9 protein-coding genes are annotated in these 14667 nt (G+C 45.8%); 1 reads left to right on the top strand and 8 read right to left on the bottom strand.

The window, feature by feature from the left end:
- The first annotated feature begins 6 nt into the window (after window positions 1-6).
- Window positions 7-981: a substrate-binding domain-containing protein gene (locus tag G6R11_RS04580; RefSeq protein WP_163131916.1), complete on the top strand. Its 975-nt coding sequence runs from the start codon at window positions 7-9 to the stop codon at window positions 979-981.
- A 107-nt stretch (window positions 982-1088) separates the two neighbouring features.
- Here the strand turns inward: G6R11_RS04580 and G6R11_RS04575 are convergent, their stop codons facing one another.
- The 8 genes from G6R11_RS04575 to G6R11_RS04540 all read right to left on the bottom strand — a co-directional run.
- Entirely contained in the window at window positions 1089-1778 is a 690-nt protein-coding gene (locus G6R11_RS04575) for an SIMPL domain-containing protein (protein WP_163131915.1), read from the bottom strand.
- A 26-nt stretch (window positions 1779-1804) separates the two neighbouring features.
- Complete coding sequence (locus tag G6R11_RS04570) at window positions 1805-3736, bottom strand: EAL domain-containing protein (protein WP_163131914.1); 1932 nt, start codon at window positions 3734-3736, stop codon at window positions 1805-1807.
- Between the two features lie 9 nt (window positions 3737-3745).
- The gene (locus G6R11_RS04565) at window positions 3746-4417 is read right to left on the bottom strand and encodes a transglutaminase-like cysteine peptidase (protein WP_163131913.1); all 672 of its coding nucleotides are present in this window, start codon (window positions 4415-4417) and stop codon (window positions 3746-3748) included.
- A gap of 7 nt (window positions 4418-4424) precedes the next feature.
- A complete protein-coding gene (locus G6R11_RS04560; RefSeq protein ID WP_163131912.1) occupies window positions 4425-5027 on the bottom strand; it encodes an OmpA family protein in 603 nt (200 codons plus the stop codon).
- Window positions 5027-6322 (bottom strand): TolC family outer membrane protein, encoded by a 1296-nt coding sequence (locus G6R11_RS04555; RefSeq protein ID WP_163131911.1) that lies wholly within the window; start codon window positions 6320-6322, stop codon window positions 5027-5029. The genes G6R11_RS04560 and G6R11_RS04555 overlap by 1 nt, the downstream gene beginning before the upstream one ends.
- 48 nt (window positions 6323-6370) lie before the next feature.
- Complete coding sequence (locus G6R11_RS04550; protein WP_163131910.1) at window positions 6371-7765, bottom strand: HlyD family type I secretion periplasmic adaptor subunit; 1395 nt, start codon at window positions 7763-7765, stop codon at window positions 6371-6373.
- Entirely contained in the window at window positions 7758-9917 is a 2160-nt protein-coding gene (locus tag G6R11_RS04545) for a type I secretion system permease/ATPase (protein WP_163131909.1), read from the bottom strand. The genes G6R11_RS04550 and G6R11_RS04545 overlap by 8 nt, the downstream gene beginning before the upstream one ends.
- Before the next feature lie 82 nt (window positions 9918-9999).
- Window positions 10000-14667 (bottom strand): cadherin-like domain-containing protein (locus tag G6R11_RS04540; protein ID WP_163131908.1); only part of this gene is annotated, 4668 nt, incomplete at its 5' end.

Here is a 14667-nt window from a genome sequence, read left to right as displayed (position 1 = left end):
TAACTCATGCGTTTATTGCAACACATAGGAAAACTACTACTTGCCGCCACTTTTATTGCTTCACTGGGATTGAACGCCGCTGTAGCTAAAACCTTAAAAGTGGGTGTATCCGTTCCCTCAGCAGACCACGGTTGGACCGCAGGCTTGTTGTGGTGGGCAGAAAAAGCCGCCGACGACTTTAAGAAAAGTGAAGACGATATAGAGTTTTACGTAGTGGCAGCTAGCTCGGGTTCAAAACAAGTTGGCGATGTGGAAGATTTAATGATCAAAGGTATCGATGCTTTGGTGATTCTGCCGCATAACCCCGCCACCTTACAAAAAGTGATTGAGGAAGCCTACGGCAGTGGCATTTACACCGTGGTTGTAGACCGCGAGTTAGAAACGCCTGCGCAAAACGTGTTTATCGCTGGCGACAACGCCGGCCTAGGCAGTGTAAGCGGCGAGTGGCTAGCCAAAGAAATGGATGGTAAAGGCAAGGTCGTAGTGATTGAAGGCATGTCTATTCCGATTAACAAGCAACGTGTAGATGCGTTTAACGAGGTCATTTCACAGCACAAAGGCATGAGCATTCTCGACAGCCAACCTGCCGATTGGTCTACCCAAAAAGCCTTGGCTGTTATGGAGAATTATCTACAGAAGCACCCAGAAATTGACGCGGTTTGGTGCCAAGATGATGACATGCTAAAAGGGGTAATGCAGGCGATTAAAGAATCTGGCCGAACCGACATTAAAACCGTATTAGGTGGAGCAGGCTCGCAAGACATCATCAAAATGGTGGTAGATGGTAACTCTGTAGTTCGCGCTACGGTTACTTACCCACCAAGCATGGTTGCCTCTGGTATTGCCTTAGCGATTACCGGTGCTCGCCATGAAATGCTTGGCAAAATGTACCACAGTGCACCTTCGCGAGTTATTTTGGCGGCCGAGCTTGTGGACACCAATAATGCCACGGAGTTTGTAGTGGCCGACGCAGCTTATTAGTTTTAGGAGAGACCATAAAGCCCAAGCCTGCTTATTACTTAGCAGCGCTTGGGCTTTATTTTTTAGTCATTAAGTAAGCTTTGTTTCTGCGAGAACAAGCCGAGAGACTAGTCTTCGGTCAGTAGCTCAAAGCTCACATCTACACTATCTTTATAAATAAGTTGAGCAGCCTGATAAGAGCCAGCATTCGCATCGGTTGCGGCAAGGGTGGCGCGCTCTATCTTCATCATTGGAATGGCAGATTGATTACGGTAATTAACTTCAACCACCGGGCCTAGCTGGCCGTCATAGCCTTCGGCCAATTGCTTCGCTTTAACATAAGAGTCACTTACGGCCATTGCCCGCACTTGTTGCTTGTACTGCTCTTCTTGCGAGCTTTTGTATTGTAGTTGGCGCACTTCATTCACCCCACTTAACATGGCAGCATCAAGAATTCGAGTTAAGCCGTCGAGGTTAGCCAGCTCAACAATAATGCTACGCTGGGCCCGGTAACCAACAAATACGCGCTCGCGGTCTTGGTATTTATATTCGGCCTGAATTTGCAGTTGACTCGCTTCAAAGCGATCAGACTCAGTTAATAAATTGGCGAGGTTTGATTGGGTAACCTTCACTATTTTATCAACTTGTTGCTTGGCATCACTGGCCGTTTTTGCCAGGCTAGTAGCATGTAAATCCACTTGCACTTGATCAGCAATAACCACCAATTTCGCCTCACCGCTAGTATGCAGCAAAGCGGCAAATGCAGGAGAGATGCTAACACTGCAGGCAACCAAGCCGGCTAACAATAACTTGTTCATTACTTACCTCTGCTAATCTAGATTGCTTATTCGCTCAACGTAAAGCGCTGAGGAGGAGCAACATAACCTTGATAGGCGTCTACCGGCAAGGCCGATAGCAGCTCAACTTGCTGTTGATTCTCTACCCTTTGCGCTACGGTTACAATTTGTAAATTCCTAGCGGCACGACAGATTGCACTTAAGAAGTGGCTATCGCCATCTTCGGCCAAGGCTTGTGCGGTATAACCGTAGTCAATCTTAACGTAGTTAGGTTTAACCCGACTTAAGTAGTTTAGTGAGTTTAAGTTACGCCCATATTGATCAATACCTATCTGAAAACCAAACTCTCTTAAACTATCTAAGCTGGCCTCTAAATCGGTATTCTCTTGCAGAAAAGCGGTCTCGGGGATTTCAAAAGCCATACGCGATGCTACTGCTTGATATTGCTGAGCCAACTCAACTAACCAAGACAAGAAGCTCGCTTCGCTAATTGCCGATAAGGTTAGGTTAATCGCCAAACTTAGGTTCTGGTCACTTTGCAAGGCTCGCGCGGCTTGCTCTACCACCATTTGGTCAAACTGAGCGCCTAAACTAAATTGCTCAACCGCTGGCATAAACTGGCCTGCAGCATATTGTTGGGCATTCACTTCTATGGTGGTAAATAGCTCGTGGTGCAGTACTTTGTCGCTATGAATAAAGTTAACCACCTGCGCCTTATAAGCCAAGCTTTGGCGACTAATGGTATTTTCTAATAGCTGCTTCCATTGGCTGCGAGGAATATGAGTATGCTCAACATCGGCTAAGCTAAAGAAGCCTTCGCGCAGTTCACGTGCATTATGCAAAGCGGTATCGGCTGCGGTTAATAGCTCGCCAATGGTTTCATCTTTTTGGCGCAATACTAGGCCCATCACCAATGGTCGCGGCATATACTGCTGCCACGTAGCTAAACGGGCTAATAAGTCTTTATTAATTTGCTCGGCGAGCTGCAACAATTGCTGCTGATCGAAACCCTCTGCTAAGACAGCAAATTCTAAATTGCTAATGCGGGCAAACACTAGTTGCTGCTGTTGCTGGGTATAAGTGGTAAACAGCTCACCAACCGAATTAATAAACTCATCTCGGGCACTAAAACCATCGCGCAGGTGAATAGCCTCAATAATGTCGAGCGACAGCAGCGCAACACCACCCACACCAGATTCAGCCAACCAAGATTTGCTTTGACTGATGAAATAAGCGCGATTACCTAAACCTGACACTGAGTCTTGAAAAGCTTGCTGGCGCAACGCGCTGGCTTCCTGAACTTGGCTTTCAAACTGCTGGGCAATATTATCCGACATATGGTTAATGGCCCCAACCACACTGCGTAACTCTTGGGTATGTGGCAGAGGAATGGTTTGGCCAAAATTGCGCTGTTCAATTAGCTTTGCTTGCTGTTGAATTTGCTCTAGTGGTTTTAACAAATAACGTAGCGCGCGCATTAACAGCAGAACGGTAGCTAAATACCCCACCACAAATAGCTTGGCTAAATCAACCATGGCGTTCCATAGCTGCAAGTAAGCAAAGCCTGGGTGCCCCACTACTTTTAGCTCGCCCAGCTGCATCCAGCCACTGGTTAACACTTGCTCTTGAGCACTTGGCTGGAATAGCTCTAGTGAGGTGAACCACTCGGGCACGCCGTCGATAGAGCGAGAGTTTCGGCGGTCAATGTGACTATCATCCGCAAACAATTTAAGGCTAATTTGCTGGTAATAACCACTATCAAACATCGCGTTAATGACGGATTCAGCGCCAATTACATCTTGGTCTTCCAGATAAGGGCTTAGCGATAAGCCTAAGGACGTAGTGGTGTTGTTAACATCCGATAGTTGCTGCTCAGACAAATAACTACGGGTATTGCCAATTTCGATACTAAATACTACAGCCAGCAGGCCGCCGTAGATAAGCAGTACCACAATTAACAACTGGCGATATAAGGTCATAGTGTTCCCCTAAGCATCGAAATTCTTTACTGGTTTTTTAAGTTTATTTAGCCGCCAGCGCTGCTGGAGATCGGCCCAAAGCTTGAGGCGGCTAGATTTGCCGGCTAACTGACCACGGCCTTTTTCTTTCATCAACCAAAGGTGCTGACCATTAAAGCTATAAATGGGTACCAGATCCCCGCGCTGGGTGGCAGGCAATATATTTGGATTGATGTTATCGAGAATAATCGGTACTGATGCAGGCGTTTCATAATACGCCACCACCATATGAAATTGATTGTAAGTAAGAGATTTTACATAGACTAAGCGCATCTTTTCGTCGCTTACGCCCAGTTCTATTAAAGAGAAGTATTTGGCAATGCTAAAGTCGTCACAATCCCCGGCTGCGGCACCTAAAAACTCGACGGGAGTGGCCCAATAATCTTCTTGTCCCCACACATCTATGTCATCAACAAACTGCATTTGGTTGAAAAAATCGTTGATGGCGCGAAGCTGGTCAGCTTCTGCTATAGAATGGCTGTCTTCAATCAAGCCACGCCAGGCTCGAACCCTAAGCTCAGCCTTTTCACCATAGAAGTTGCGAACAGTACTAGCGAGTTCTTCTAGCTGGTAAGCGGTAGCAAATAACAATATTGGCCAAGCCAACAATGCTATCCACCACCTAGCTAAAAGCCCTTGCATTAGCCTATTACTGCTTTAAGTGCGGCGTGTAAATTGACCAACGAGGAATAGCTTCACGGTATTGCTCTTGTACAAAAATTCGAGCTCGGCGATTGGCCGCTTCTGCTTGCTCGGTATCGCCAGCAGCTAACAGCTCTTCTTCTCCAATCGCTTCTAGTTCAATGCGCTCTGCCGCTACGGCATAGTCATCAATGAGCTGCTGGCGCACACTTGCCGCACGACGTTTAGACAGCTTAAGGTTGTATGACTTACTACCACTGGCACTAGCGTAGCCTTCAACACTGATTTTCACATCAGAGTACTTCTGCATAAAGTCAGCAACTTGTTGCAGCTGAGGGGCATATTCGTCGGTCAATTTACTTGAGTCATGACCAAAGAAGACCATCAACTCATATCCGTCATCTACGCTTTGAAATTCTGAACAGCCATCATTATCAACCGCTGCACCGGCTTCGGTATCAGGGCAAAGATCACGTTCATTAATCACACCATCACCGTCTTGGTCTTGGCGGTCATAGTTAGCAGGCTCAGCCTGGTAGGTATCAGCAGTTTGACTACACGCAGTTAAGGCCAAAACAGCCGCCGCGACAATTAAGCTCTTGTTTTTCATTAAAAAGTCCAGTCCTCTGGTCGGTTAACACGTAATGCTTCGAGCAATAGGCCCGTCGCATTGAGTAAACGGTATTTAGCGCGAAGTTCATCAATATCAGCACTGATGAATTCATTTTGCGCTTCAAATAGTTCATTTTCGGTATTCAGTACATCTAACAGGCTACGTTTGCCTAAGTTAAATTGCTTTTTGTAAGCTTCAACAGTTTGAAAACTCGCTTCAACATGCTGTTGTAAAAAGGATTTTTGACGAACCAATACATCCCAAGCATTCCAGGCTAAACGGGTCCCTTCACTCACTTGGCGATAAGCATCTTCACCCACAGCTTTGGCACGATTAACATCGTAGGCGCTACGGCGAATTTCAGCAGCGTCACTGCCACCATTAAACAGGTTGTAACGCAGGCGAAGCATCGCGGCTAACTCATAGTCTTTGGTGTCTTCGTACCCTCTGCGATTTTTATCCCAGTTACCATCTAGTTCCAAGGCGATTTCAGGATAGTTGTTAGCTTTAGCCACAGTAGTTTGTGCATTAGCGGCGGCAACGTCGAATTGAGCAGACTTAAGGGTTGGGTGCACATCTAAGGCGGCCGCCAGTGCTGAGTCTAGATCAGCAGGTATTAAAGCTACATCGGCACCGGGTTGCACCAAATCTTTGGGTAACTCGTTAACCACTCGTAAAAACTGAGTTTGCGCATCCATTAGGTTATTTTTAGCAGATAAAGAGTTAGTCGTTGCTCGGGCAACACGACCGTTCACTTGGGTCAAGTCGGCACTAGAACCAACCCCTGAATCGGTGCGCTTTTTAATGTCTTTTTGAATGGCTAAGTGAGTTTGTAGATTGCTTTCGGCAAGCTCCGACAATTGTTGCTGCTTAATCACTTCTAGGTAAACATCAACAACTCGCAAGGCGATATTTTCGGCGTCATTGTATAACAGCCATTGATCGGCCAAGGTTTCGTTTTCGGTACGTGAGACTTCCCCCGAAGTAGCAAAACCACTGAACAGTAGCTGTCGAATACTTAAGCCAACTTCAGTTGGCGTGCCGCTTTCTGTAATTTCGTCCTCAGTATCTGTTTGTGCCCAACCAGCTCCAGCAGTTAAATCGATAGTTGGGTAATACCCGCCTTTAGCACTTTGGTATTGCTCGCTACTGGCCTTAAATTGATTAAAAGATGACTGCAGCTGAGGATGCTCGGTAAGCACTTTAGCTACCGCTTGTTCTAATGACTGTGCCGAAGCCAAGTTACAAGACATCAATAGACCAGACACTAGGGTTAAGGTCAGCTTATTCATTAACACTCCTTGTCGTAGACTAACCAAAAGGTTAGCAAACAGACTTTCTTATCGTTCGCGTAGCGCTGTTTGTTGCGCTTTAATTATTGGTTTTAGCAAATAATCTAAAATACTTTTTTTGCCAGTGATGATATCTACACTAGATAACATGCCGGGAATTATGGGCAGTGGCGATTCATCATTCCCTAGATAGTTTTTATCGGTTCGTACCCTCACCAAATAATAACTATTTCCTTCTTCATCTAAAATGGTATCGGCACTTATATGCTCAAGTTGACCATCTAATCCACCATAAATAGAAAAATCGTAAGCGCTGAATTTAACAACAGTTTTAAGCCCTGGCCGAAGAAATGCAATATCTTTTGGCTGAATTTTCGCCTCAACCAAAAGGTTATCTTCTATAGGGACAATTTCCATAATGCTCATACCCGGCTGCACTACGCCGCCTACGGTATTAATATAGATTTTTTTGACCGTACCTTTTACGGGCGAAACCACCGAGGTTCTATCAACCCTATCACGTAAGCCTACCTGCCCTTCGCTTAAAGGTTGTAGCTCTGCTTCAATTTGGTTGAGTTCACGGCGAGCTTCACTAAGGAAATTGAGTGCAATATCGCGACGTTTATAAATGGTTTCGCCGATGGCGCTATTGATCTTCGGCTCTAGCAACTTGCTACTTTGCAACTCACCATTTAAGTCGTTAGCTTGGCGGCGCAATTTTAGTATTTCAACTTGCGAGACAATGCCTTCTTCGGCTAAAGGTTTGGTAATACGCAATTCTTCTAAGGCAAGATTATAACTGGTATTTACATGGGTAATTTTGGATTTAAGCTCGAGCAACTCTTGCTGCTTTTGCTCTATTTGACCGGCGGTAATAGATAGCTGATTTTGTAATGCACTTAAACGTGCTGATTTTTGCAATTGCTGGCCGGTAACTTCTGAGGGGTATGCCTGTTTAAATTCATCATCAAAGGCGATATCAACTTCAACAACTTGCACTTGGTCGCGCCATTGCTGGGTTGGTAACTCAGGGCTTAGCTGAATACTGGCGATTTCACTTCTAAGGCGAGCCACGTCGCCTTCTAGGTTGATCACCCTTTGCTGTTGCTCTCTAAAGTCGGAACGAAAGCGGGTATCGTCAATTAATAATAAAGGCTGAGCTGGCTCTACTTGCTCACCTTCTTTAACCAAAACCTGCTTGAGAATACCGCCTTCTAGATTCTGTATGGTCTGAATTTGTTGGGAAGGAATCACCTTACCACTGCCTACTGTTACTTCATCAACTTTGGCCCAGTGAGCCCAATACAGTGAACAGGCGAGTAATACAAAGATAAGCCACAATAAACGCTTAGAGCGACGTGGCGTTTTCATCAAAATAGCAGCGTTAATATCGTCTACAAACTTTAATTCAGCTTCCGAGAGATCTTGCGTGCGCTTACTCATTTGGCGCTCTCACTTTGCCACTGCGCAACAACTCTAGTACTTCTGCTTTGCTGCCATCGGCAACCACTTGGCCTCGTTCCAGAACGATAATTCGGTCCACTAAATCCAACATCGACATTTTGTGGGTAATCAATACAAAGGTTTTATCTTCGGCCACTTGCTTCAAACGTTTTTTGACGAGATTTTCTGAGTAGGCATCCATGCTGCTGGTTGGCTCATCCAATACCAATACAGGCGGATTAAAAAGCAAGGCTCGTGCTAAGGCAACCGCTTGGCGCTGACCGCCCGATAAATAAAGTCCTCGCTCACCCACTTGTCGGTCTAAACCTTCTGGGTCAACATCGGTAAATTGAGTAACCCCGGCTAGCTCGGCGGCTCGGAAAATTAGCTCGTCTTCAATATGCGGCACACCCAAGGTGATATTTTCACGAATAGAGCCAAAGAACAGGTTGATGTCTTGCGGTAAACAGCCCATTTTTTGTCGAATATCTGCCGGGCTAATTTGGTTTAGATCCACGCCATCTAAGCGAATAGCACCTTGCTGAGGTGCATAAAACCCCAATAAAACTTTCTCTAAGCTGGTTTTCCCTGCGCCAATTTTGCCAATAATTGCGACTTTTTCTTTGGCTTTAAGTGAGAAGCTTACATTCTTAAGCACTTGCTGTTCACTACCAGGATAGGTAAAGCTCACATCAGTAAAACTGATCGCTCCGTCAAAATGAGAACGATGCATGTAGCGCTCTAAATTCTCATCAGGCAATTTCATAATGTCTTCTAGGTTTTCCAGAGCGGATTGCGCTTGGTTATAACGCGTTGCCAATAGTGATACTTGAGAAAATGGCACCAAGGCCCGTCCAGTAAGCATAACAGCAGCTACCAAGCCGCCCATAGATAGCTCACCTTGAGAGATTTGGAATACCCCAACCACTACAATTAGTACCGTGGTACTTTGTGAGACAAAGGCATTAACATTACCAACCGAGGTGGCTAATTTACGAATAGCCATATTCCAAGTGGCAATGTTGCCTACTAATTCTTCCCACTTATGCTGAAACTGACTCTCAGCCCCCGCTAGCTTCAAAGATTCGATACCGTTCAAGCTTTCAATTAAATGGGCATTTTTTTGGCTGGCAAAACGACTACCTAGTTCCACTTCTTGATGCATTTTTCGTTTGATGTAAAAAGAATAAAGTAGCATCAGCAAAGCCGCACCAGCAGGCACCAAAGCCAGTGGCCCAGCCACCATGGCGATGACCAACAAGAACAACAAGGAAAACGGTACATCAACCAAAGCAGCGATGGTTGAGGAGGTGACAAACTCTCTGATGGAATCAAACTCTTGTACATTTTTTGCAAAAGCCCCCACCGAAGGAGGCCGCACTTCTGCCTTGATATTGAGTAATTTTTCGAAGATCCGCGCCGAGAGTAAAATATCAGATTTCTTAGCGGCTAAATCTAGGGTGTATGCGCGCATTTGCTTGAGAGCAAAATCAAATACTAGCACTAAGGCCATACCAGCGGTGAGCACCCATAAAGTATCAATCGCGGAGTTGGGCACTACCCGGTCGTAGACGTTCATAACAAACAGCGGAGAAGCGATAGCAAACAAGTTCAGAAATAAGGAAGCGACTAAGGCATCTCGGTAAATAGGAGCAGAGCGGCGCAGTGTATTCCAAAACCAATGGCCTTGCTTGTTGCTTAGCGACTCAGGAGAACGCGCGTCAAAGCGATAGCGTTTACGAACATAACAACAAAAGCCGCTGTAATCCGGTTCGAGCTTATCTAAAGAAATATGTTCATGACTATCGGGAAGTTCTGGCCACGCTACCTCGATGCCTTCATCACTTCGCGAAAGTAGCACACAAGAGCGACCATCTTTTAGCAACAAAATACAAGGTAAGAGTAATTCAGGTATTTTGTTAATTGGTTTTTTAACGATTGAGGCGTCCATACCGGCACGCAAGGCTGCACGAGGCAATAAGGCTGGAGTGAGTAAACCATCCTCTAAGGGCAGGCCAGCAGACAGCGCGCGCGCAGAGAAAGGCTTACCGTAATATTTAGATAAAAATACTAAACTACTCAGTAAAGGGTCTGTTCTTTCTGCGGTTAAATCTAAATCGCGATATTGCTGCTGTGGTTTAGCGTCCTGCACCGAGCATCCTTTCCATAAACAAAAACATCAAGAGTAAGCCTTAGCTTACTCTTGAATCCATATTTTCCCAAACCTTAAGCGGCTAGTTGTCTACATTAAGCTGTTGTTCTTCAATTAATTGGGTCAAAATATCATTTTCACTCATACCACTAAAATCGACATTTTTTAGGGTAATAGTTTGATGAATACTTTCACCATTGCTGGCGCCGTCTTTATCAATTGAAATAATCGTATCATCACCGACTGTTTCAAACGACAAATATGACTCTAAACTTGCCTCGGTTTCGCCTTGCAGCAAATCACTTAAATCAAGCACATCAGGCGCATTATCTGGATCACTATCATCTTTTAGCGTGAAGTCGGTAATGGTGTCGTTGGTGGTAGATTGGTCATCGCCGTCTAACCAGGCAAACATATCGCTGTCATCGCCACCGGTAAGAATATCATTACCTTGACCACCAATCAGCAAGTCTTCACCTGCACCGCCATCAAGCTGGTCATCACCTGCATAGCCCACTAAGGCATCATCTCCAGCATCACCTGAGATAGTATTGGCGACCTCGTTGCCCACTAGGACTTCGTCCCCATCACCGCCATCCACAGAGTCTCCATGAACTCCAATAAGCTCAGCGGTGGTTGTATCCAGCGCTCCATCGCCAATAATGCTGTATTCAAATTCTTCTTGGGTATCAGTAGCCGCTGATTTTAGATAAACAGCGCTGCTGGCATCGATGGTTAGATGCATCTGATAAAAACCGCTATCGGTGTCATCATCGGCGACAATTTGTATGTAGTAATCACCTTCTTCTAGAGCGGTAAAACTACCTCTTGGGCCTTGCCAGTCTTCTTGAAATTGCTTTTCCCCGTTATCGGTGAGTAAAAGGTTACCCTGTGAATCATATATGAAGGCATCTACTTTCACTCTTTCTTGACCAGAAATAGTGGCCATATTTGCCCACAGAACTTCACCTTCAGCTAAAGTTACTTTAATCCAATCTTCATCGGCACTGGTTACAGGATCACTATCGTTTACCAACTCACTCTGGTAGGTAAATGAATAACCTCCCGATACAATCTGGGGAATATTCCCATCATTTAAACTAAATAGAGAGCGGTCACTTAAGTCCACTGCGTCATGGCTATTAAAGTCAACGTCAACAAAGCTTACATCTGCTTCGGTGGCGATAATCGATAATTCTTCGGTTTCAAAGTTGCTATCGTGAATACCTAAGCCGACTCCATCATCAGAATCGAATAACACTTCATCGCTACCACTAACAGAACCGCCAAGCGCATTGCTTGCTCCATCAAAGCTAATTCCCTCACCGGTATCGTTCCATAACAGAGCTAAACTGGGCACGCTGATGGTGCTGCTACCGTCTTGGTTAGTAATAATCACATCACGGTTGGCATCAACCACCGTTTCAAAAACAGTGTTTATTTCGATGTTAATAGAACTGCTATCACCATCAAAATCAGTAACAGTTACCGCTATGTTTTCTTGTTGCCCCCAGCCATCACCACCTACATCAAGCTCATAAGAATATGCGCCGGTAGCAAAGTTGAATAACAATACACCACCTAATGCTGTGGTAATGCTAAGGTTTTTCTCTTGCTCTGGAACTGCATTGGGATCGTACTCATAAATAGTCCCATCAATTGAAATGGCACTTACGTAGCCATCATCAGCCCCCACCATAAAGCCATCTGTTGATGCTGTTTGCAGTAAACCGAGTGAAGCATCAACTTCAGCTTCTAAGTAGCTTTCAACAAGAGTGGTTGATAGATCTGTTACATCATCAACAATAAAGGCAAACTCATCGGTGGGTGATTCTGAAGAAACATCCTTCAATACATCTAAATCAGCCTGGCCAATACCGATACCATAACTGGTATCAATATTGTCTTGAACAAACTCATCCCATGCAGCTAGACCATTAGAGCCGTTATATTCAACGGTATCATCAATCCCATAGCCAAAGTTTGGTTCGCCATCAGAGATAAAGTACAGCAGGGTATTATCTGCATCTGGTTGCTGAGCACTGGTACTAGTTGAAATCACTTCGTTAAGCGCTATATCGTAATGAGTACCACCACCTGAACTTAAATCTTGTAGGTAACTTAAGGCATCTTCAACATTGTCACTGATCCAGCCACTGCTTATTACAGAGTCTGAAAAGCCGACAATTTGCACATTTACGTTACCCGCTGCATCGGCTTGCTCTATTAAATTCGACAAGGCATTAACTGCGATTTCTAGGTAATTTAAACCATCCCCATGCTCACCATTGGTCATACTAGCAGAGGTGTCTAATACCAATACAAGATTGGTCGTTACCAGTAAGGGGCTTGATTCCAAGCTATGTGATACATCGCTGCCTACAGGAGTATCATCAACTATATTCACATCTAGAGTTGCTTGAGTAACAAAGCCAGATGCAGGGTTGGCAACTACATAATTGAAGCTTTCACTGACGTTATCGCCAGCCAAACTAGAGCTTTCAAGCTGGTACTCATAATCACCTTTACTAAAGCCATTATAGTCTTCGGTATAAACACTTAGCTGCCCTTGATTGGTATCAATTGAAATCACACCGTTAGCGTCAGCGGTGTGCGGAACACCTTGATAAACCACAGAGCTCAATTCTAGACCATCAGTTAAGCCATCATCATTTGCTAATAAGTTACCCGTGGCAGAAGTGGATAGAGCGCTAGGGTCCGAACCGCTAGCTAAACCCGACTCCGCAACTTGAGCACTATCATTAGCTAAATTAACGACGTTACCACTAACATTAGCAGTGCTTTCTGCGCCATGTTCATCTTGTAATACGTACGAAAACTCGACTAAGCCACTACCATTTGCACTGGCTGTATAACTGACAACTCCAGCAGCAGTAACGTTCACCACTCCATTTGGTACTGAGATAACTTGAGTAATACCAGGAGTCAGATCCGTACCGTGGATTGATTTTACGCTGATTGCATCGCCATCCAAGTCACTATCGTTGGCAACTAAGTCAAGCAAAACAGTCTCTGATGATGCTATGTTTGCGAAGCCATCATCTTGTGCGTCTGGTGCATCGTTCACTGGGGTAATGTCTAGGTCGGCAGTACCGGTGCTGATGGTCGCGTCACCATCACTAATGTCGTAACTAAAGCTTACGCTGCCGTCATCGTTTTCAGCGGGCGTATACGTCCAGGTACCATTGTTATTGTTGGTGAGAGTGCCATTACCAGTCAGGCTTAGGTTGCTCACCGATAAATCCGCTAAGTCATTATCGATATCTGCGGCATTGGCCAGGAGTTCGGCTTCGGTGATCACTCGACCACCCACTGCATCTTCTGCCACTGGGTCTAACACCACATTGCTGGTGGTAGGTGCATCGTTCACTGGGGTAATGTCTAGGTCGGCAGTACCGGTGCTGATGGTCGCTTCACCATCACTAATGTCGTAACTAAAGCTCACGCTGCCGTCATCGTTCTCGGCTGGCGTATACGTCCAGGTACCATTGTTATTGTTGGTGAGAGTGCCATTACCAATCAGGCTTAGATTACTCACCGATAAATCCGCTAGGTCATTATCGATATCTGCGGCATTGGCCAGAAGTTCGGCTTCGGTGATCACTCGACCACCCACTGCATCTTCTGCCACCGGGTCTAACACCACATTGCTGGTGGTAGGTGCATCGTTCACTGGGGTAATGTCTAGGTCGGCAGTACCGGTGCTGATGGTCGCTTCACCATCACTAATGTCGTAACTAAAGCTCACGCTGCCGTCATCGTTCTCGGCTGGCGTATACGTCCAGGTACCATTGTTATTGTTGGTGAGAGTGCCATTACCAGTCAGGCTTAGGTTGCTCACCGATAAATCCGCTAAGTCATTATCGATATCTGCGGCATTGGCCAGAAGTTCGGCTTCGGTGATCACTCGACCACCCACTGCATCTTCTGCCACCGGATCTAACACCACATTGCTGGTGGTAGGTGCATCGTTCACTGGGGTAATGTCTAGGTCGGCAGTACCGGTGCTGATGGTCGCGTCACCATCACTAATGTCGTAACTAAAGCTTACGCTGCCGTCATCGTTTTCAGCGGGCGTATACGTCCAGGTACCATTGTTATTGTTGGTGAGAGTGCCATTACCAGTCAGGCTTAGGTTGCTCACCGATAAATCCGCTAAGTCATTATCGATATCTGCGGCATTGGCCAGGAGTTCGGCTTCGGTGATCACTCGACCACCCACTGCATCTTCTGCCACTGGGTCTAACACCACATTGCTGGTGGTAGGTGCATCGTTCACTGGGGTAATGTCTAGGTCGGCAGTACCGGTGCTGATGGTCGCTTCACCATCACTAATGTCGTAACTAAAGCTCACGCTGCCGTCATCGTTCTCGGCTGGCGTATACGTCCAGGTACCATTGTTATTGTTGGTGAGAGTGCCATTACCAATCAGGCTTAGATTRCTCACCGATAAATCCGCTARGTCATTATCGATATCTGCGGCATTGGCCAGAAGTTCGGCTTCGGTGATCACTCGACCACCCACTGCATCTTCTGCCACCGGRTCTAACACCACATTGCTGGTGGTAGGTGCATCGTTCACTGGGGTAATGTCTAGGTCGGCAGTACCGGTGCTGATGGTCGCGTCACCATCACTAATGTTGTAACTAAAACTCACGTTGCCGCCATCGTTTTCGGCGGGCGTATACTTCCCGGTACCATTGTTATTGTTGGTGAGAGTGCCATTACC

It is taken from the genome of Agarivorans sp. Alg241-V36, from assembly GCF_900537085.1.
GTDB lineage: Bacteria > Pseudomonadota > Gammaproteobacteria > Enterobacterales > Celerinatantimonadaceae > Agarivorans.
This window is presented reverse-complemented; position numbering and strand designations above follow the sequence as displayed.

What these genes read in the sequence shown, in the direction of transcription:
- G6R11_RS04580 (WP_163131916.1), top strand. Translation starts at nt 7, where the DNA reads ATGCGTTTATTGCAACACATAGGAAAACTACTACTTGCCGCCACTTTT.
- G6R11_RS04575 (WP_163131915.1), bottom strand. Translation starts at nt 1,778, where the DNA reads ATGAACAAGTTATTGTTAGCCGGCTTGGTTGCCTGCAGTGTTAGCATC.
- G6R11_RS04570 (WP_163131914.1), bottom strand. Translation starts at nt 3,736, where the DNA reads ATGACCTTATATCGCCAGTTGTTAATTGTGGTACTGCTTATCTACGGC.
- G6R11_RS04565 (WP_163131913.1), bottom strand. Translation starts at nt 4,417, where the DNA reads ATGCAAGGGCTTTTAGCTAGGTGGTGGATAGCATTGTTGGCTTGGCCA.
- G6R11_RS04560 (WP_163131912.1), bottom strand. Translation starts at nt 5,027, where the DNA reads ATGAAAAACAAGAGCTTAATTGTCGCGGCGGCTGTTTTGGCCTTAACT.
- G6R11_RS04555 (WP_163131911.1), bottom strand. Translation starts at nt 6,322, where the DNA reads ATGAATAAGCTGACCTTAACCCTAGTGTCTGGTCTATTGATGTCTTGT.
- G6R11_RS04550 (WP_163131910.1), bottom strand. Translation starts at nt 7,765, where the DNA reads ATGAGTAAGCGCACGCAAGATCTCTCGGAAGCTGAATTAAAGTTTGTA.